General features: G+C 56.4%; 17 protein-coding genes and 1 tRNA gene. 5 read left to right on the top strand and 13 right to left on the bottom strand.

All coding sequences use genetic code 11. The annotated features are described in order from the left end of the window. Positions 1 to 11: 11 nt before the first annotated feature. Positions 12 to 1,025: a zinc-binding alcohol dehydrogenase family protein gene (locus ACYQ54_RS26975; RefSeq protein WP_460087968.1), complete on the top strand. Its 1,014-nt coding sequence runs from the start codon at positions 12 to 14 to the stop codon at positions 1,023 to 1,025. 323 nt (positions 1,026 to 1,348) lie between these two features. Here the strand turns inward: ACYQ54_RS26975 and ACYQ54_RS26970 are convergent, their stop codons facing one another. Continuing rightward, the gene (locus ACYQ54_RS26970) at positions 1,349 to 1,927 is read right to left on the bottom strand and encodes a TetR/AcrR family transcriptional regulator (protein WP_460087966.1); all 579 of its coding nucleotides are present in this window, start codon (positions 1,925 to 1,927) and stop codon (positions 1,349 to 1,351) included. Between the two features lie 107 nt (positions 1,928 to 2,034). Here ACYQ54_RS26970 and ACYQ54_RS26965 point away from each other — a divergent pair, with 107 nt between their 5' ends. Beyond that, positions 2,035 to 3,051 carry an NADP-dependent oxidoreductase gene (locus ACYQ54_RS26965; protein WP_460087964.1) on the top strand — a complete coding sequence of 339 codons (1,017 nt, stop codon included), beginning with the start codon at positions 2,035 to 2,037 and terminating at the stop codon, positions 3,049 to 3,051. A 16-nt stretch (positions 3,052 to 3,067) separates the two neighbouring features. Then, entirely contained in the window at positions 3,068 to 3,367 is a 300-nt protein-coding gene (locus ACYQ54_RS26960; RefSeq protein WP_460087962.1) for a putative quinol monooxygenase, read from the top strand. Between the two features lie 149 nt (positions 3,368 to 3,516). On the opposite strand, the gene ACYQ54_RS26955 is transcribed toward ACYQ54_RS26960, so the two are convergent. The 3 genes from ACYQ54_RS26955 to guaA form a co-directional block, all read right to left on the bottom strand. Continuing rightward, the gene (locus ACYQ54_RS26955) at positions 3,517 to 4,083 is read right to left on the bottom strand and encodes a hypothetical protein (RefSeq protein ID WP_460087961.1); all 567 of its coding nucleotides are present in this window, start codon (positions 4,081 to 4,083) and stop codon (positions 3,517 to 3,519) included. 73 nt (positions 4,084 to 4,156) lie between these two features. Further along, a complete protein-coding gene (locus ACYQ54_RS26950) occupies positions 4,157 to 4,717 on the bottom strand; it encodes a class I SAM-dependent methyltransferase (protein WP_460087959.1) in 561 nt (186 codons plus the stop codon). 447 nt (positions 4,718 to 5,164) lie between these two features. Continuing rightward, positions 5,165 to 6,736: a glutamine-hydrolyzing GMP synthase gene (gene guaA, locus ACYQ54_RS26945; RefSeq protein WP_460087958.1), complete on the bottom strand. Its 1,572-nt coding sequence runs from the start codon at positions 6,734 to 6,736 to the stop codon at positions 5,165 to 5,167. Between the two features lie 266 nt (positions 6,737 to 7,002). Between guaA and ACYQ54_RS26940 the strand changes: the two genes are divergently transcribed. Continuing rightward, positions 7,003 to 8,202, top strand: coding sequence for a tetratricopeptide repeat protein (locus tag ACYQ54_RS26940; RefSeq protein ID WP_460087957.1), 1,200 nt, complete (start codon positions 7,003 to 7,005; stop codon positions 8,200 to 8,202). Between the two features lie 19 nt (positions 8,203 to 8,221). On the opposite strand, the gene ACYQ54_RS26935 is transcribed toward ACYQ54_RS26940, so the two are convergent. The 4 genes from ACYQ54_RS26935 to ACYQ54_RS26920 all read right to left on the bottom strand — a co-directional run bounded on the left by ACYQ54_RS26935 (position 8,222) and on the right by ACYQ54_RS26920 (position 13,626). Beyond that, a complete protein-coding gene (locus tag ACYQ54_RS26935) occupies positions 8,222 to 9,514 on the bottom strand; it encodes an RsmB/NOP family class I SAM-dependent RNA methyltransferase (RefSeq protein WP_460087955.1) in 1,293 nt (430 codons plus the stop codon). A 51-nt stretch (positions 9,515 to 9,565) separates the two neighbouring features. Beyond that, positions 9,566 to 11,068 carry an IMP dehydrogenase gene (gene guaB, locus ACYQ54_RS26930; protein WP_460087954.1) on the bottom strand — a complete coding sequence of 501 codons (1,503 nt, stop codon included), beginning with the start codon at positions 11,066 to 11,068 and terminating at the stop codon, positions 9,566 to 9,568. Positions 11,069 to 11,272: 204 nt separating this feature from the next. After that, positions 11,273 to 11,980 carry an RlmE family RNA methyltransferase gene (locus tag ACYQ54_RS26925; protein ID WP_460087952.1) on the bottom strand — a complete coding sequence of 236 codons (708 nt, stop codon included), beginning with the start codon at positions 11,978 to 11,980 and terminating at the stop codon, positions 11,273 to 11,275. After that, complete coding sequence (locus tag ACYQ54_RS26920) at positions 11,977 to 13,626, bottom strand: Ppx/GppA phosphatase family protein (RefSeq protein ID WP_460088069.1); 1,650 nt, start codon at positions 13,624 to 13,626, stop codon at positions 11,977 to 11,979. Before ACYQ54_RS26920 ends, ACYQ54_RS26925 begins: the two co-directional genes overlap by 4 nt. 368 nt (positions 13,627 to 13,994) lie before the next feature. On the opposite strand from ACYQ54_RS26920, the gene ACYQ54_RS26915 reads away from it, so the two are divergent. After that, positions 13,995 to 14,068: transfer RNA gene (locus ACYQ54_RS26915), tRNA-Gln, on the top strand. Between the two features lie 29 nt (positions 14,069 to 14,097). Here ACYQ54_RS26915 and ACYQ54_RS26910 read toward each other — a convergent pair. The 5 genes from ACYQ54_RS26910 to ACYQ54_RS26890 are packed head-to-tail and all read right to left on the bottom strand — an operon-like array spanning position 14,098 to position 19,612. After that, positions 14,098 to 15,384, bottom strand: coding sequence for a hypothetical protein (locus ACYQ54_RS26910; protein ID WP_460087951.1), 1,287 nt, complete (start codon positions 15,382 to 15,384; stop codon positions 14,098 to 14,100). Between the two features lie 6 nt (positions 15,385 to 15,390). Next, positions 15,391 to 16,116, bottom strand: a complete 726-nt coding sequence (locus ACYQ54_RS26905) for a TfuA-like protein (protein ID WP_460088067.1) — start codon at positions 16,114 to 16,116, stop codon at positions 15,391 to 15,393. Next, a complete protein-coding gene (locus ACYQ54_RS26900) occupies positions 16,113 to 17,285 on the bottom strand; it encodes a YcaO-like family protein (protein ID WP_460087949.1) in 1,173 nt (390 codons plus the stop codon). The genes ACYQ54_RS26905 and ACYQ54_RS26900 overlap by 4 nt, the downstream gene beginning before the upstream one ends. A gap of 52 nt (positions 17,286 to 17,337) precedes the next feature. Then, entirely contained in the window at positions 17,338 to 17,760 is a 423-nt protein-coding gene (locus tag ACYQ54_RS26895; RefSeq protein WP_460087946.1) for a hypothetical protein, read from the bottom strand. A 25-nt stretch (positions 17,761 to 17,785) separates the two neighbouring features. Further along, positions 17,786 to 19,612, bottom strand: a complete 1,827-nt coding sequence (locus ACYQ54_RS26890) for a BTAD domain-containing putative transcriptional regulator (protein ID WP_460087945.1) — start codon at positions 19,610 to 19,612, stop codon at positions 17,786 to 17,788. Positions 19,613 to 19,861 lie beyond the last annotated feature (249 nt).

The following is a 19,861-nucleotide window of genomic DNA, read 5'->3' as shown; positions in this document are numbered from 1 at the left end:
GAGAATTCATCATGCGTACCATTGGATATTACCAACCGCTTCCCATCGACGACACAAATGCGTTGATTGACCTCGATCTACCCCGGCCGGCTCCAACAGGTCGCGACCTGCTCGTTCAGGTAAAGGCCGTCGCGGTAAACCCAGTCGACACGAAGGTTCGGCAATCCCGTTCCCCGCAAAATGGGGCTCCCGTTGTGCTCGGTTATGATGCTGCCGGCGTCGTGGCTGAGGTTGGGCCAGATGTTACAGGCTATGAGGTTGGTGATGAAGTCTACTATGCCGGCGACATCACCCGAGACGGCACAAATTCGGAATTTCATCTTGTCGATGAACGCATCGTCGGCAAAAAGCCACAGAGCCTGAGTTTTGCCGAAGCCGCTGCGATGCCGTTGACGACGATCACGGCATGGGAAGCGCTTTTCGACCGTCTGAACGTCAAATACCCGGTTCCTGCAGGTGCTAACACGCTGCTGATTATTGGTGGTTCGGGAGGCGTCGGCTCAATTGCAGTTCAGCTTGTCCGCCAATTGACGGACATGACCATTATCGCCACTGCGTCCAGGCCGGAGAGCCGGACCTGGGTGACGGAGCTTGGTGCTCATCATGTTCTCGACCACTCCAAACCCATGGCACCTCAGATAGAAGCTCTCGGCCTGGAGGCGCCCGGTTACGTGTTCTCCACCACCCACACCGGTCAGCATCTGACCGACATTGCAGACCTGATTGCCCCGCAGGGTCGTTTTCTCCTCATCGATGATCCAGAGAACGTCAGCATCGCTCCCTTCAAACTGAAGGCCGTCTCCATACACTGGGAGATGATGTTCACGCGTTCGATGTACCAGACGTCCGATATGGACGAGCAGCGCAAACTGCTGAACAAAGTTGCCGAACTAGTGGATGCGGACAAGATCAAGACCACCGTGACGGAGGTCATCGAGCCAATCAATGCGCAAAATCTGCGCACCGCTCACCAGAAAATTGAAAGCAACAAAACAATCGGCAAGATTGTTCTGAACGGGTTTTAGAACTGGGCGAGCTCGTTTGCCGCTAGTACACACCCCACGCACATGCTTGCCGTCATCTTCATGCTTTCCCTGGAAGCTCGGAGATGACGGCAATACGTCGGAAGACATTCGAGATATTCTATTATCGCTCCAGTCCGGGCAACTGGTGTCTGTCGTCGTACGGGTTGGTGACCATCGCCGAGCCGATGAACCCGGTGACACCGGTCAGGATGTTTTCGCTATATCAGGGCTCGGCGTCAGGACTACCTCCAAACTTTCTACAGGGATCAGCGGGGCATGGACCTTAAACCCGGCTAGATGCCGAACAAATCTTTCCACGCAGCTTACGCGTGCTTATTTCCTGCATCCTTGCCCGCCTGCCTGGAAAGAATGGCGTCCGATATGATGTCGAAGAGGTGATCCGCCCGCGGTACGAGCGGCGGTTGGTCGGCAAGCCATGCCATCGCGCTTATCAGTGCGAAAAGATCGTTGCCATCCATATCGTCCCGCGCCAGCCCTTTTGCTTGGGCCCGCTGGAGTAGTTCCGCCCCTGCCTGGCGCAAATCCACACAAGAGGAATGCAGGGCGGAAGTTTCGTCAGCAATCGCGGCCACCATCGGCGCGATGACACCCTTGTAGCTGTGCGTCACCACAATCGCCTCCCGCAGCCAGCTTAACAGCGCTTCGTCGGCCTGTTCGCACTTTGCAAGTTCACCCGCCCTTGCGCTCAACGCGTCGAAGCTCGTGCGGAGCAAGGCCTCCAGCAAGGCTTCGCGCGTGGGAAAGTGGCGATGAAGCGTTCCATCTCCAACACCGGCCTTGCGGGCGATATCGCGCAGAGACGCGTCTGCGCCCTCCCCGGAAAGAAGGTCGCGGGCAACAGCGAGTATCTGATCGTAGTTCTTCTTGGCGTCTGATCTCATCACAACACTTGACAAATGGAGCGGTGCACCATTTATACGGGGCATCGCTCCAGTTAATGCGGGGCAGTGCTCCAGCTTTAGCACGCTTGCCTTGAAAGGACAAAGCCATGTCGAGTGAAACAATGAAAGCCGTGCAGATTCATGCTTTCGGCGGCCCGGATGTATTGCAATACGAAGACGCGCCAAAACCTGTACCGAAGTCGGGCGAAGTTCTGGTTCGCGTTCGTGCTGTCGGGATCAATCCACCCGACTGGTATCTACGCGATGGCTACAGAGCGCTTCCGCCGGAATGGCGGCCCCAAGTGACCTTTCCAATCATTCTGGGCACCGACATATCAGGGGTAGTCGAAGCGGTTGCCGAGGATATTCAAGGTTTTTCCGTCGGCGACGAGGTCTATTCAATGGTGCGCTTTTTCAGCGTCGGGGAAAGCAAAGCCTATGCGGAATATGTCACTGTTCCTGCGTCGGAACTCGCGAAGAAACCAGCCGGCATCGATCACATCCATGCCGCCGCAGCCCCCATGTCGCTTCTAACCGCGTGGCAATTCATGGTGGAGCCTGGACACAGCGAACCGAACCCGCTGCAGCCCGGTCCGCATAACCTGGTCCCGCTTGAGGGCAAGACGGTGCTGGTCAACGGAGCCGCGGGCGGTGTCGGCCATTTCGCGGTGCAGGTGGCGAAGCTGAAAGGTGCGCGCGTCATCGCCGTGGCCTCGACCAAACATGAGGCAATCCTTCGAGACCTCGACGCCGACCAATTCATCGACTACACAAAAACGCCTCCCGAGAACGTGGCTCACGACCTTGATCTTGTCGTTGATGCGCTGGGAGGTCCGACAACGGCTCGTTTTCTCCAGACCCTGAAGCCGGGAGGCGCCTTGTTCCCGGTCTACCCGCTGGGTTTTTCGAATGCCGAGGATGCCGAAAAGCGTGGCATCACGGTCTCCACGACCCAGGTCCGTTCCAGCGGAGCTCAACTGACGGAGCTTGCCCGCTTGCTCGATGACGGGACAATCCGAGTGGTTATCGATAGCACCTATCCGCTTGCCAAGGCGCGCCAGGCGCATGAACGAGCCTCCGAGGGGCATATCCAGGGAAAGATCGTGCTGACCGTTGACATATAAACGGGCGGTAACGGACATGCTCATACTCATGGGTTACATCCACATCGCCCCGCAGGACGTCGACGCATTCGCCGACGATGTGCGGACGATCAGCCTCAGCACCACGGCCGAAGACGGATGCCTGTTCTATGGCATCACGCTGGACGACAGGGCAACGGGACGTTTTCTGGTCGCCGAGCGCTGGCGGGATCAGGAAGCGCTTATTGCCCATCTTGCGACGGCGGAGACGGTGGCGTTCCTGGCACTCTGGGGTGACCGGATGAAAGCCGACCTTCGAACCTACCAGGTGTCGGAAGAAGTGCGCGGTTTCAACTGAACCGATGGTTCAAGACCAAGGTACACACAGCCCTTTCACGAACCCTGCGACGCCGTCACCGGCTTCAGGTCGCGCGCCAACTGGATGTTTGGCGCGCGCGCATGTCCAGCGACATGTGAATGCGCCAGCTAAATCCCTTTGTCACCCTGTCAGCGCTGTGTGCCGACATGCCGACGGAGGCCTGTCAGGAACTCTGAAACCTGACGCGATATTTCGGCCAGAGGAAATTCCTTCAGTCGCGCCTCGGTCCACTCCGTTTGAGGAGCAAGTTGATGCTGGAGCCCCGAAAGTTCCAGTCTTTCCGTTTTGCCGAGAGGGAGTTTTTCGGCGGCTGCCAACAGCTGCAACTTTTCATGAATTTGACGAAGGATCGAAAGCGCCTCCCCCATCCGTGTCATTAGCCCGGGATCGTCCCGCCAGGAACGCCCCTCAAACACTTCTTGTGTCACCTTTTGACCTGCCCCATGGCAATCATAGGCGATGCAGCCGCTGAAGCCGAGCCGAGACCTGTCGTCAAAAATCCTGCAGCTTCCGCTACAATCCAGGTTGGGACAGACTTCGTCGGCCGCTTTGTCTATGCCGAAAGACTCAGAGCGATCAAAGGCGAAAACAACGCAACACAGCGCTGCACATGCCTTGCAGTCAGGCGTCAGTTCCGGAAGCCGGGGAGTATTCATACAGGCCCGCACATTTGAGGAAACAAGCACAATCGCCAAGACTGACAACACTTGGCGCCCTTTTTGAGGCTCTGAAGCGGCTGCGTTTCAACAACTGCGATCGCAACGGCCCTCATGATGAAGTGACTTTGTCACCATTCGCGCGGACTACCATAAATGATTTGATCAAGAACAGGAATCTTTCCTGCTTGACACGAGCATCGTTGAAAAGCGCCTTGAACATCGTCTTGCTCAGCAAGCGAGCACTTTCGACAATTTCAACAGCTTCATCGATGTTTGCGCCCTTTTCCCAATGCCCAAGGGAAAAATGTGCAACCAACCACACCCTGACGGGTTTCGGTAGCCAATGGAAGAAGAGGGTCATGCAATGAGGTTCGACAGGAAACCAGAAATTGGGTGTTTGCACAAAGTAGCCGCCGTGGAAACTCTTTATATTGGTCGCAAACTTTCTCATTTGCGCCCAGTCACCCACATGTTCGATGACAGAATTTGAGTGTATCAGGTCAAAATCCTGAGGATTCAGGTAGCTCCAGATATCCTCGTTGGCATTTCCGGTCAAAAAATCAAATCTGCCGTCAGCCTGATACACCTGAGAACCTGGCAAGTTCAAAAACGTAATCTGTACATTGTTGCGGTCAAGAAAATCACTATCAAGGATATTCCAATATTGCACTGTTCCGCCAATATCGAGGATGTTTACAAAACCCTTTTCCTTGTATTTATCTTCAATCAGATTACAAAAATATTGAATTCTCTTTTTCTTGCCAATTTACCCAGGGTGAAGCCGTCATTTTCGTATCCGGAAATAAGTTTAGTTAATTTACTCACCTTAACTATTCCCATTGTGAATCGGCACGGCCACTTACTGTATATCAGACTGGCTGTTCTTTAGCTGACCGCATGCAAACATTCAGTTAACCGACAGCCAGCTGTATTCAATGCTGTGAAAAACGATTACCAACGTATCAACGGTCATGCTCCAGCATCGGCAATAACAGTTTCCCGCAGTCGGTACTGCCTGTTTGGCAGCGACCGGCTGATACGGTTATCATTTTACGTTTTGACCTGTGCCAAAACCGGCTCATCGACACGCCGGATTATACGCTAGCCGGAAAGCAGCCTATTCCCACTCAATCGTGCCAGGAGGTTTGGACGTGATGTCATAGGTGACCCGGTTGATCCCCTGGACTTCGTTGATGATACGGGTTGCCGTTTCACCCAGGAAATCATGCGTGAAGGGGTAATAGTCGGCAGTCATGCCGTCGACAGATGTTACGGCTCTTAAGGCGCAGGCATAATCGTATGTTCGCCCATCCCCCATGACACCTACGGTGCGTACGGGCAGGATTGCGACGAATGCCTGCCAGATGTCGTCATAAAGGCCGTGCTTGCGGATCTGGTCGATGTAAACCGCGTCTGCCTTGCGCAGAATTTCAAGCTTTTCGCGGGTAATTTCACCCGGACAGCGGATTGCAAGGCCCGGACCCGGGAACGGGTGACGGCCAATGAATTTTTCAGGCAGACCGAGTTCGCGGCCTAGCGCCCTCACCTCGTCCTTGAAGAGTTCGCGGAGCGGTTCGACCAACTTCAGACCCATCTTTTCCGGCAGGCCGCCGACATTGTGATGGGACTTGATGGTGACCGACGGGCCACCGGAAAAACTGACACTCTCGATCACATCAGGATAAAGCGTTCCTTGCGCAAGGAATTCGGCACCTTCGATCTCGTTGGCATGCTTCTGGAAAACGTCGATGAAAAGCTTTCCGATAATCTTGCGTTTGGTTTCCGGGTCGGAAACGCCATCAAGCTCACCCAGGAAAAGGTCGCTTTCGTCCGCATGGATCAGGGGAATATTGTAATTGTCCCGGAACATGGAGACCACTTCGTCCGCCTCATTCAGGCGCAACAAGCCGTGGTCGACGAAGACGCAAGTCAGTTGATCTCCGATCGCCTCATGGATCAGGACTGCGGCAACTGAACTGTCCACACCGCCAGAAAGGCCACAGATGACCTTCTTGTCGCCAACCTGTTCGCGGATTCGGGCAATTGCATCGTCCTTGTAGGCTCCCATAGTCCAGTCACCGGTGAAACCGGCCAGACGAACAAAGTTTTCGTAGATCTTCTTGCCGTTCGGCGTGTGATGCACTTCCGGATGGAATTGCACGGCGTAGAAATTCCTCTCCGTGTCTGCAGTGATCGCATAGGGTGCATTCGGCGATGTTCCAAACACCTCGAAGCCCGGCGCGATCCTGCTGACATGGTCGCCATGACTCATCCAGACCTGTTCTCTTCCATTCGCGAACCAGCCATCGAGAATGGTGAGCTTGTTTTCGACCGGCGTCACGAAGGCCCGGCCAAATTCTGCCGTGCCGCCGCCACCGGATATCTTTCCACCGTCAACCTGTCCGCCCAGCTGCTGCATCATCACCTGCTGGCCGTAACAGATCCCCAGGATTGGAACGCCCATCGTGTAGACACTTTCAGGCGGACGCGGTGAACCGGTCCGCGTAACTGAATCCGGTCCGCCCGAGAAGATCACCGCCTTGGGGGCAAACTCGGTCAGAAACGCGTCTGTTACGTTCTGGTAGGGGTGGATTTCGCAATAGACGTTCAGCTCGCGCAGGCGCCGCGCGATGAGCTGCGTGACCTGGGAGCCGAAGTCGATGATGAGAAGGCGCTGATGCTGGGTCATGGCCAGCTTCTAACCGGTCTTTTCCGCAAAATGAACCCGAATTTCACACCAGTTGCTGTCCCGCACAAGATTTTCGGGTCAATGCCGGGTCCAAGGCTTTCGTGTGTCACAAATTTGGCTGGCAAATGTTTCCGGCGGACAAGCTGTGTACGGCTGAATTTCGCTTTTGACCGGCGCACGCCCGCTCCTTAGGTTAACCATAAGCCCCCGTGCTTCGTCTCCGGTGAGACGGGCAGACGGCAGGTGCCTTAGGAAACCCGACTCAGATGACCGCAGCTGCCCGTAAAGCGTTCGAAGAAGCCGTTGCCCAGGAAAATGCCGGCAATCTGGACAGGGCGCTGGTATCCTATCTAAAAGCACAGGAACTGTCGCCGGATGATACGGAAATTGCCTACAGGACGGCGTCTGCCCTGCTCCAAACCGGCTATCTGGACGAAGCGCAATCCCAGCTAAGACGGATAGTCTTTGCTGAACCCGATCACCTGAACGCCCGTGCCAGCCTCGGAAACTGTCAGTTGTTGTTGGGCGACACTGCGAATGCCCGGCAGAACTTTGCCGACGTGCTCGCTCAGGCACCGGACAATCGCAACGCCCTTTATGGGTTTGCTAGTGTGCTTTTGAAAGAAGACAAGCCGGAAGAAGCGACAGTACCTGCAAGACGACTGGTGGAATTGCTGCCGGACACGCCGGCAGTCTTGTCGCTTTTTGCCGACACCCAGGCGCGCATAGACCAGAAAGCGGCTGCGATAGCAGCTTATCGGAAGGCTCTCAAGGCGGATCCGGATTACGGTCCGGCGCTGATCGGGCTCTCGCAGACATTGTTGCTGCGCAAGCGCTTTGACGAAGTGATTGAGTTGACCATCCGCGCAAGCGAACACGCACCGGCAGATCCACTGCCGCTCGACCTGCTGTCCGATGCCCTTGTCGGAAAGGGAGCACTGGAAGACGCCCGGGAAGCTGCGCTTGCAGCGTTGAAACTGTCCCCCCGGTCTGTACCGACCCATGTCCGGCTCAGCAGCATTGCCCGCAAGTTTGGCGATCACAGTGAAGCATTGAAACATGCACTTGCTGCCCACGATCTGGATAAAGCGGCAAAAGAGCCTCTGAATGCTCTCGGTGCCGCCCTCGCCGCTCTGAAGTATTCCAATCAGGCAAGATCTGTCTTGACGGCCATGTCTCGTGGAGATGGCCTGGAACCTGCAATCCGTGACCTTGTGGAAGGTCTGGTCGACGCTGAGAAAACCAAGCCTCTGTCGAGCCCGAAGGCTTCTCCAGCGACATCTGAAGAAGAAACGTCTTCAGATGATGACGCAGACGCTATCGAGCCCGCTGATGGGACGGAACAAGACCGTCAAAGTTCCCCAGATCAAGAAAGTGAAACGCCGGTCGCCTCAAAGACATTCCTCAGCACGGACGGAGACCAGTTGCCGAATGTTCTCGGGCTACGCCGTCAGGACAGAACCTGACGGCAAGCACGGATCGAATTCACTGCACCCTTTGAAACAGGGCAATGAAGAATCCATCTGTTTGTGTTGACGCTGGCGTCAGCAGAATATCCCCGCGCTCGGAGACGTATTTCGGAAGCTGCGCCTCCGGGAGCGTATTCTTCCAGATATCAAGCGCTGAGACAGACCGGAACGACGGGTTCTGTTCCAGAAACCATGCTGCCTGATCCTGATTTTCGTCTGGCAGGACTGAACAGGTAGCATAGGCGAGCCGGCCCCCCGTCTTCACATATTTGCTTGCGTTTTCAAGAACACGGCGCTGGTCGTCTATACGATCCTGCAGTGCCTTTTCCGCCAGCTTCCATTTGGAGTCCGGACGGCGGCGCCACACGCCGGTTCCTGTGCAGGGCGCGTCGATGAAAACCAGGTCCATCTGACCGATCAGATCGTCGAGACTGGAACTTGCGGGGTCTTTCACCTGAATGTTCCGGACCCCTGCCCGCTGCAACCGTTCGTGGATCGGTGCCAGACGGTGCCGGTCGGCATCATAAGCGTAGAGTTGGCCCTTGTTCTGCATGGAAGCCGCAAGCGCCAGTGTCTTGCCACCGCCGCCTGCGCAAAAGTCCAGAACCTGCTCACCGGGTTTGGCCTGCGCAAGATGAGCCGCCAACTGGCTGGCTTCGTCCTGCAATTCGAACCACCCCTTGCGATAGCCTTCCTCTGCCTGAACATGCGGCATGCGGCCTAGATCAGGTTTTGCTTCGATACGCACACCGGCCGACGACAACGGCGTTGCCTTAGCCCCGGTGTGCGCAATGCGTTTGAGAACCTTTTCACGGTCGGCCTTGAGCGTGTTGGTTCTCATGTCGATCGGGGCGCGAGTCGCGAGCGCCTGGCCCTCTTCGATGGCATTTTCACCGAAAACACCTTCGAATTTTGGCCATAGCCATCCAGGAACATCGGCCTGTTCAAACGGCGCAGGGTCCTGGTCCGGATCCGTTGTCAGGCAGGCGACTTCAGCATCCGACAGAGCTTCCGGCGCGTGATGATCCTGGGCCAGGACGTCGCTCAGTGCCTGCAGTCCCTTGCCCCAGTTAAGGCAGTAGGTTGCCAGGACAACTGCACGAGCAGACCCGTCTTTCATTCTTGCGCCAAGAGAAGCCTTGTTCCGAAGTGCGTCAAACACAAGGTTCCCGATGACCGTCCGGTCTCCGGAACCTGCAAACCGGTGAGAAGCTCCCCAGTCCTTCAGGGCAAGCTGCACCGGTCTGTGCCGTGTTTCCACTTCTGTCAGGACTTCAATCGCCGCTGACAGGCGTCCGCCATCTTTCATGCTGTTCCTTTGCGAGACCGCCTGTTTGTCGGCGTCTCGGTACCGAGTGATTTAAACGTTGGACGGGTAATTCGGGCTTTCCCGCGTAATGGTAACATCATGTGCGTGGCTTTCGCGAAGACCTGCACCTGAAATCCTTACGAAACGGGCCTTTTCCTGGAAATCGAGAATGGTGCGCCCCCCAACATAGCCCATGGCAGCCCTCAGGCCACCGGCAAGCTGATGCAACACGCTGCCAAGCGCGCCTTTGTAAGGGACCTGCCCTTCGATACCTTCCGGTACGAGTTTGAGGCTGTCGCGCACTTCCGCCTGAAAATAGCGATCGGCAGATCCGCGCGCCATGGCGCCAACGGACCCCATGCCGCGATAGGACTTGTAGGATCGCCCCTGGTGCAAGTAGACCTCGCCCGGGCTTTCCTCGGTTCCAGCAAGAAGAGAGCCAACCATGACGGATGCAGCGCCCGCTGCGATAGCCTTGGCAAGGTCGCCAGAGAACTTGATCCCTCCGTCGGCGACCACCGGAATACCTTGCTTTTCTGCTTCGTTGACCGAATCCATGATCGCGGTCAACTGCGGCACACCCACACCGGCAACAATTCGCGTGGTACAAATGGACCCCGGACCAATGCCGACCTTGACGGCATCAGCGCCGGCGTCGATCAGGGCCTTGGTTCCTTCGCTCGTTGCCACGTTGCCGGCAAGCACCTGCACGGAGTTGGACAGGCTCTTTACCCGGCCAACCATGTCCAGAACCTTCTGGGAATGGCCGTGGGCGGTGTCGACGACAAGAAGGTCTACTCCCGCGTCGATCAGCCGTTCCGCGCGAGCGAAACCTTCTTCGCCGACACTTGTTGCAGCAGCAACGCGCAGCCTGCCCTGATCGTCCTTGGACGCATTCGGGTTGAGCTGTGCCTTTTCCATGTCCTTGACGGTGATAAGACCGATGCAATTCCGGTTCTCGTCAACAACCAGAAGCTTTTCAATGCGGTTTTGATGCAGAAGACGCTTGGCGTCATCCTGGCTGACATTCTCGCTTACTGTGACGAGATCGTCCTTGGTCATCAGTTCATGGATCTTCTGGTCGGGATTTGACGCAAACCGGACGTCCCGGTTTGTCAGGATACCAACCAGTTTGCCCGAGGTCTGACCACCAGATCCGCCGTTCTGGACAACCGGTACGCCGGAGATACCGTAGCGCTTCATCAGATCCAGAGCGTCCTGAAGGGTCGCGTCCGGTCCGATCACCAAAGGATTGACGACCATGCCGGATTCGAATTTCTTGACCATCCGGACCTCTTCGGCCTGCTGGTCGAGAGACAGGTTACGGTGGACGACGCCGATGCCGCCGGCCTGAGCCATGGCAATTGCCAGTCGGCCTTCGGTGACGGTGTCCATTGCAGACGAAATGATCGGAATATTGAGTTCGAGTTCCCGCGTGACCCGCGTGCGCAGATCCACCTCACCCGGCATGACTTCCGAGTGACCGGGGATCAGCAAGACATCGTCAAACGTCAGGGCTTGCTGTCCGGTGGTAGGGACATAGAAGGATGCCATTGCCAATTCCCCTTTGTAAAAAAATAGCTGAGACGCACGCTTTGATCAAAAGCCTGCATCTTTCGAGTCGCTTCGGCTGTGCCGGAGAAGTTGGCGCGGGTCAATAACACGCAGGTGACAGAAAGAAAAGGGGGTGACGCCTGCTGGACGGCGTTCCCCCTGTCTGCTGCTGCTTGCCGGTTGCCCGGACCGCCCAATTTTCGATCAATCGGGTTCAAGATCGCTGCCGCGGAATCCCTTGGCAATCACGTAAAGTTCGGGGCTTTCCTTGCGGCTTGCCGGCGGCTTGAGGTGGGCTACCGACTTGAACTCGCGCTTCAGATCATGCAGCAACGCATTTTCCGTCCCCCCGCGAAATACCTTCGCCAGGAACGAGCCGCCAGGCACAAGATTCCGCCGCGCAAAATCGATCGCGATTTCGAAAAGATGCGTGGTGCGCAAATGGTCGGTCTGTTTGTGGCCGGTCGTCGGCGCAGCCATGTCGGACAAGACAACGTCGGGCCTGTGCCCACCGAGTGCCTCCAGCAAGGTCGCCGGTGCATCGTCATCCAGAAAGTCCTTTTGCAGAAATGTCGCGCCGCGTACGTGGTCCATTTCCAGATAGTCGATCCCGACAACCTTCGGAGCATCGACGGAAGACTGCACCCTTTCCGCCGCAACCTGGCACCAACCACCCGGTGCGCAGCCTAGGTCGACCACCCGGTAGCCCGGTTTCAGCAGCTTGTGCTTGTCGTCGATCTCTATCAGCTTGTAGGCAGCACGAGACCTGTAACCGTCCATCTTCGCGCGCCGAACATAAGGGTCGTTCAGTTGCCGGTGCAGCCAACGCGTCGAGGATTCGCGCCGGCCAGCGGAAGTCTTCACCTTCACGTTGAGACCGCGATCGCCCGTTCCTTTTTTGCCCTGGCTCATGTTCTGTTCCTTTGGCGTCCACGATCCTGACGAGCGCCGTTTTTCCTGTGCGACCAGACACCGTCGGCCGCCATCAATTCAGTGAGAATGCCTTCGCGCAGCCCCCTGTCTGCAACGCGCAGACGCGAGCAACTCCACCGGCGGCGAATAGCCTCCAGAATGGCACAGCCGGCCAATACAAGATCAGCACGATCCGCACCAATGCATGGGTTGTCGACGCGCGCCTCATAAGGCATGTCACGCAGTTGATCAATCATTCTGGAGACGTCACCATCCTCCAGCCATGTTCCGTCAACCCTGCGCCGGTCGTATCGCTTCAGGCCAAGATGAACGCCGGCCAGCGTCGTGACCGTGCCCGACGTGCCCAACATATGCACCCTGCCTGACGCGATTGCCTCTGTCAGGTTATTGGCGAGACTGAAGGCGGCAAGATGTTCAGCTGCATCTTCAATCATTGCCTCGAATATGTCCGGTGTCACGTGAACGCCGCCGTGTCTTTCAGCGAGATTGACCACACCGACAGGCAAGGAAATCCATGAGCGGATAAAACGGGTCAGTGCGTAACCGCGCGCACCGCATCGGTTTCGCAGATCCAGCCAGACAATCTCCGAAGAGCCACCGCCAATGTCGAACAGAATCACGCCATCGGCATCGTGGTCCACCAGCGAGGCGCAGCCGGCTACAGCAAGCCTGGCTTCGGTCTCGCGATTGACAACTTCCAGTGCCAATCCGGTTTCCGCCTTGACCCGGTCGATGAAGGCAGCGCCGTTTTCCGCGGCGCGGCAAGCTTCCGTGGCAATCAGACGGGAGCGCGCAACGCCTCTGTCGGCAAGTTTCCGGTGGCACTGAGCCAGGGCATCGATCGCCCTTTCCATTGCAGCTTCGCTCAACGTCTTGTTCGATCCGACACCTTCGCCGAGACGAACGATTCTTGAATACGCATCGACCACACGGAACCCGCGGTCTTCCGGACGGGCAATCAGGAGCCGGCAGTTGTTGGTCCCAAGATCTAGTGCGGCATAAAGCGGGGAATTGTTTCTTCCTGACGAACGATCATATGATACCGCCCCACGGTTACCGTCTCGATGGTCCCTTCGGCTGGTGTCCTGACGACTTTCACCGTTCCGGCGTGCTCGCGCGTCCTGGTTTCGATCGGAAGGGGCCAAGGCTCCCTTTTCGATCGTCGCAGCATCAACAACGATCTCACCCTCGTTGTTATTTGCTGTTGCAGGCGCTTCGTTGCCGGTTGACGCCTGTTTCCGGCGCCTGCCTCGCCTTCGTGCAGCTTTCTTTCCCTTGAGACTTGTTGCCGTGTCTGATTGCGGCTTCAATCCATCTCGAGACTGTGCGCCAACCGGATCGCCCGAATTGACCAGCTGAGCGTCTTCAGCCCGAGGCTTGCGGCCACGTTTCCGTTTCTTGCGACGATTTTGGGATGAAGTCGCACCCTCTCCCTTGCGCACAGGCGTGCCCTGTGCGGCGAATGCTTTGTCGACGGGTCCGTTTCCAGCAGCGGACGGATTTTGCCCGTCCGTAGGAGGCGCCCCATTAGCGTCGGCGCTTGCTGCCGGTGCTGCAGGGTTGCCTTTGGGGCCCTTGCCTGACTTGCGCTTTCGGCGCCGTCTTGCTGGTCCCCTGGGCTCCATGGGAGCCCCGCTGGTTCCGGACACATCAGCGGTACGTCGCCCTTTCTCGGGCGGTTCCTGACCTGACTGAGTCACGCTTTTGCCTTTCAGATCTCCAGAGCTTCCGCCGTTTTAAAGGGGCGCTTCTGAAGACCGCGTCTTTCGTTGACAAAACTGTAACAGGTTGCCCGTCGCTGGAAAAGCTCTCCGTGACACGAATGCATGCAGTCTTTCGCGAGACTTTCCACAGGTGTTCGATTTCAGAAAAAAGTCCGAGGCAGGTCTTGCAATCGCCGATGTGATAGATGTATATGCGGCACACCAATCGAGAGCGAGGCACCCTTCTTGCTCACTACCGATCGATTGGCAGCTCATCTGATGAGCAGTGTTGGGGAATAGGTTAACGGTAGACCCACGGACTCTGACTCCGTTAGTCCTGGTTCGAATCCAGGTTCCCCAGCCAAATTTTCCTGCAATAAAACATCTCGAAGACTAGGCAACAGTACCAGAACACGGCTGGTCTGCGAATTCTGTCTTGTTATACGGTTGCCGTCTGATCACCTTCGAAGCACAGCGAAGTGCGCCATTCGCGTGAGCGAGGCTTTCCCATCCGGTCACCAGTCTTGGATCGAACCCCAGGTCCTTCCAGATCCTGGCATTCGCCGCGTCAAAGTCTGAGAATCGTACATCCTCTCCGAAGCACGGCAACCACATGAGGGGTTTGCTGTTGCCCTGCCGAACCGCATTTTCGAGCAACACATTGTTGTAAAGGCGGGGCCGGACTTCGTTTTTGACGTCAGTCGCAAACGGGACAGGATTGCGAATGATTTCGAAACCCTGGTCCCTCATCCAACGTTCTGAAGCATCGAGCAGCCTTTTTTCCCGTTTCGCCTTGCTTTCAGAGTCCGGAGCCACAGCAACTGGGTCTGCAAGCAGAAGCAAGTGTTTGCCGTTTTGCCTGAGACCTGTCGGTGAAACGTATCTGTCGACATGACTTTCACAGCGTTCGATGGTGGTCACCAGATCAGGTATCAAAGTGTCACGATAGGGATCTCCAGGAAGAGTTCCCTCTCTGTAAGCGCCGCTTCCCATCAGACCGTCGGAATGTGACAACGGTTCGCCTGTCATGTTTCCTTCGACAGCGTTGATCGGCTTTCCGGTCAGATCTTTCCGACGGTAGCCCCAATAGCAGACGGGTCTGTGATCGAGTTGGGCGATACGCCTTTCAGCCTCCAGTAGCGTTCCATCACCGCCATACTTGGCGGAGGCCGATCGTAACCGGCTTGTATGACCAACGATGCGGAACTCCCCTCCCACTATCTGGTCTCCTCCTGGCAGGAAAAGAGGCAGGTCATCACAGGAGACGGACAGGTGCCTGGCCAACAAGGACGGCAGAATTCCTCCGGGCCAGTCGGATTTTGGTGCGCCGAGACCCAGGTCTGAACCTTTCTCTCGCACCAGGATTGAATCCTGTGTCCAGATGTCGGCGCTTTGCAGAGAAGTTGTACCTGACACGATGACCTCAAAGCGGCAAGCCGTTTGCTCTTCGAGCCAGGTTTTCGCGGCAGCCTCGTTGGTTTCGTCCGCGAAAACCAGGATCGACACGCTCAACGGCATGGCCTTGAGCAAATTGCCGATCGCAGAAAGAATTTTTTCTGCATGAGGATTGGCGGGATCAAATACCTTTTGCGGCAACGAGACTGCGATTGTGTCTATCAGGCCGCCGCAATCAGGCACGATCGACCACGTGGTTTCAGCTTTGACAATTTCCATCTTCATTCAGCGTCACCTGCCGAGAATGTCTTTTTCAAGCAACTTCAGAAACATTGTGTTCTGAAGTTTCCAGCTGTCCTGAACAGCAAAACTTTCGATTTGGGTATGCTCCTTCAACCTGATCAGGATCTTTTCCGCATCTTGCCTCTTCAAGCTTCGCTCAACAGTCGGAAGGCTTGCCTGAAAGCGGTTGCAGTCCTCTTCTGAAAGATCAGCCACTTGCACGACCTTGGCCCAGGTGCGTTTGGTAAAATGAAGAGTTCTTGCTGCTTTCAGCAATTGTTCGTGGGATTTTTCGGTGATGAAACCGCCTTCAAGAGCATTTGAAAGCGATGCTTCAGCGTCGACCAGGGCAAGGGTCAACGGACGAAAGCCCAATTCTGCCGGAGCGTGCGTAACCGCAACGTCGGCGTCCGACAGGCGCCTGCCTGCCTGATAATCTTCAAAAACATCGCCAACACCGACAACCCCGAATGCTGCGCATTCCGCCGCTCGCAGAGCGCCCATGCTGGCAGCGCCATAGATGCTGCACCCTTCCTGCAGCGCAAAGAGAATCTCCTTGTGCCAGACAGATGGTGTCGAGTTGAAATACCCGTCGATCAGTCCAATTACACGTCGCCCCTCGCCCACTGCACGCAACATGTCGCCGCGCGCCGCCGGTGGCCGAACCTCCAGCCCATCGAGAAGCTCGTCAGACAGGCCGTGAATGCTCGGACCTGCAAAGACCACAGGTTTCAGCATGCAGTGCTCAGCACTGCCGTTGTCAGAAGGATCGAATTCATCGACATTTCGGAGAAACTGCCCGCGTGCGCGTCAAGGCCGGTAACGATTGTTCTAACCACATGAACGTCGTCAACCGGTGACTTCAGCGGAAACACGTACGCATCTCCGATGCCTGCTGCCTGCATCAGTTTAAGGATGTTCTGCCACCCCATGGATGAGGGTTGTCTTGTCGGCCTGAATTCAGCCTCCAGTTCGGTCAGGGTTACTGTCGGAGGTTGGGTCTTGTTCGTACCTTCCCTGGATTGCTGGAACCGCTCCATGGCAAGGTCATCTCGTGCTCCGGCGATGTCGGTCAGGCGCGATTGCACAGCTTCAAGAAGCGCTGCAAGAACTGCTTCGGCAACATTGGTCCGGCAGGCAATACCAGCTGGAGAGCGTGAAATAATGCCTGTCGGTCCGTTCACCTGCCGCGAAATGACGGCCGCAATCACGGGCAACTTCACCCGTCCTGGAAGGGCGTAGACGTGAAGATCGAGACCCGCGTTGGAAACCTTCTCCAAAATGGCATCGAGATCAGAATTCGCACCGCTGATATCGGTCACTTCGCGGATGTTGCTCACGAACAGGCCGAAGGTATCCACCAGACAGGACGCGTCATGCTCCACAAGTTCCAGCAGAGCGTGCTCAATCGCCTTGTCGACTGAGAAATGTGCCGCCAGTCCTTGGGAGGTCATGCGAAAGGCATCACGGTCCCAGGGCATGTCGCTTCGCATGTCCATGCCAATCAGTTCGTAAGGCGCAAAACGCTCCTGCCCGGAAACCAGGGACGTACCGGGAACCCAGGCCCGCTGGCGGGTCGGGTCGAGCTGTTGCGAGTTGACCCTTGCGAGGTCGTAGAGAGGAATGACATTTCGCTGCTGGCGCGCCATGTCTTCTATTGTCGCAAATTCCTTGACGTGCTGCCGCGGCTGTTCGGCAACAGCACATTCCACGGCCTCCATGACGGCCGATATCTTGGCCTGATCGTCGGTCACGCCCTTTCCCTGCGATACGGAAAGTGACCTGGAATTGGGTCTGGTTGCGAACCAGACCGGTATGCCGATCATATCCAGACCGGTTATCTCACCCAATCTGGTAATGCCGAAGCTGCGCAGGAATTGCGGAGAGAAAGGATCGGATTGCACAGCGAATGCCTCCTGTAGCGGTGCGATTTTGCCAGTAGGACCACCTTCCGGATCAATCGTCCGAAAGAACGGCATCCTGAAGCGTTTCGGAATTTCCGGTGTCTGAACCGGAGCCTGTCTTTGAGACCGGATCCTGGATCGGTGCCCAGCTCATTCTGTTGAGGTCCCAATCGCTGTCATCGACATCGGTCAGGAAGGCAAAATCGACATCCGAGATCGTGCTGCCCTGCTTGATTGCCTGGTAGATACCTTCCGACTCGACCTGGCTGAGGCTGGTCTCCGGATTGCCGTCACTTTCGGCGAACAGAACCCGGGCAGCCGCGGCGATGCGCGCATATCCGTCCACGCCGGCATTTTGTGCTTCGTACGCCAGGATTGTCTGGTGTGAAACGCGAGACACGCGCAGTGGGTCCATCCGCAAAAAGACAACACCGTGACCGCGTTTTCCTAGGACGTAGAATGACGAATTAGGCATAATTTTCTCCTGTAAATGGTTTTACTTAGTCGAAGCCGGCGAGCTTCAGACCTTCCAGAAAGATCTTGTTGTTCTCAGGGTTCTTGTCTGGCACGAAGCGACTGATTTCCTGCGCGGTCATCCCCGGATAAACGTCCATGAGACGCCGCGCGTATTGTCTTGCGGACTCAATTTGCCCGTCGAGTGCGAGGCTTGCCGTCAAGATGCGCAGAGCCGGCTCCTCGTCATCCATCTGCTTGCACAGCCGGACCGCCTCAGCGTAATCCGCCAGCTTGAAGGCGATGCTTGCGCCTGCCCACCAGTAGATGTCCGGCGCGAGTGGATTGAGATCGATCGCGTGCTTGAAGCGCTTCCAGGCGTCCTCGGGCTTGCCGAAATGTGCAAGCGCATCTGCGTGCTGTATGAGCAGATCCGAAGAATTCGGGCTCAATGTCTCGGCTTCCTGGAACTTGGCTTCCGAAGTTGCGTAATCACGCTGATAAAGCGCGATGACCGCAGCCATCCAGTAGCCAATACCGGCAGTCGAATCGATCTCGATCGCCGCGTCCGCTTCCGCCTTGGCGCGGTGAAGAAGATGCGGATCCGTCCCCCCGAGAAGCAACCATTCCAGTTGCATTGTCTGCGCTATGCGAGCCCGGGCGATCGACAGGTCCTTGTCGTAGGTCAGACCTTGGCGGAATTCCTTTCGGGCCCGCCGGATCATGCTCAGATTACATGTCTTGATGAGGTTCTGCCCTCGCAACACATGCAAATAGCTCTGGGCATTGATCGCCCGACCGGAATCGAGCATCTGACGTTCGATCTGCTGGGCGAGATTGGCCGCTACGGTTTTTGCGAGCAGCCGGAACGTATAATGGAGATCGTCCGGCTCCATCGAATACTCAGCGGACCAGATGATCTCTCCCGTACCGTCATCGATAACGGTAAAGGATATCTGTTGGCTGCCAGGAAGCAGGAAACTCTGTACGGAGTAGTTGGACCTGATTTTTTCCCACTTGCTGACATTCCCGCCGCGAAAGTCTCGCATTGTGCTGAATGGAGACACCACGACAAAGGTCTTGAACCTGGAGAAACTGTTTGCGACGTCCTCGACGAATGCCTCGGCAAGCTGCGCATCAGGGTGTCGGTCGATATGGCGGGGTGACGAAAAGGCGACACGTGGAACTGGAGCTTTCGGAGGTGCCGCACGCTCTTCAACCGGCTTGACGCCCACCGGTGCAACCCAGCCAGTTCCCGAAGGTTTGACGTTTGCACTGCCAGGCACACGAGGCAAGGCGGGATTGAGAACCGAATTCATCAACCGGTCGATACGATCGACGCCATCCTGGTCACCACACCTGCCATAGGCTTTCGAAATCATGCGATAGCATTCGGGGCTGTCAGGTTCGAAGGCCAGAAGCCGGTCAGCGATCTTGCCGATGTTGCCGCCACGATCCGCACCGAAGCGTGTCGTTTCCTCAAGGGCTGCTGCTGCTCTGTTAAACAGTTTCTCCCTCAGGCTCGCTCGCTCGGTCAGCAGCCAGAGGTTCAGTTGTTCGCCTTCGAATTCCATGCCATCGAGCAGTTCACCGGTGAATTGCTCTATCCCGGACATCATACCTTCAAGGTCGGTTGCCTTGCAGGACTGGAGAAAAGCGGCCAGATCGGAACTTTGCGCCCCGGGCCCAAGACTGATTCTGGTCTGTGTGGTTTCGATCAGGGGACCGGATTCGGGCTGCCGGCTTTGAACCCTCACCAGCAGTTGCCTGAGGTTTGCCATGGCCCTGGTTTGGGCAACATCCTCCCAAAGCAAGGCAGCCGCCTTCTGACGAGCGAGCTCGTTGCCGGGCACAAGCAACAATACTGCAAGCAATGCGTATCCCTTGGCAGGGAAAGGGGTATTCCGCGAGTAATACACCGACGGAACGCCAAGTAGTCGAATATTAGTGCCTGAACTACTTTTATTCATCACTTTGCCCCCTGGTAATTTTTTCTAACACAGTTCCCCGCACAGAAGAACACCACTCCCGAAGCGGAGTCACGCCTGTGTGACGGCGCACTTGGGAATGTAACTTCGCCGAAGGGACGAAGAGTGATCACGCTTCGCGGCTAAAAGCAAAAA

The organism is Roseibium sp. LAB1 (assembly GCF_054658235.1).
This window is presented reverse-complemented; position numbering and strand designations above follow the sequence as displayed.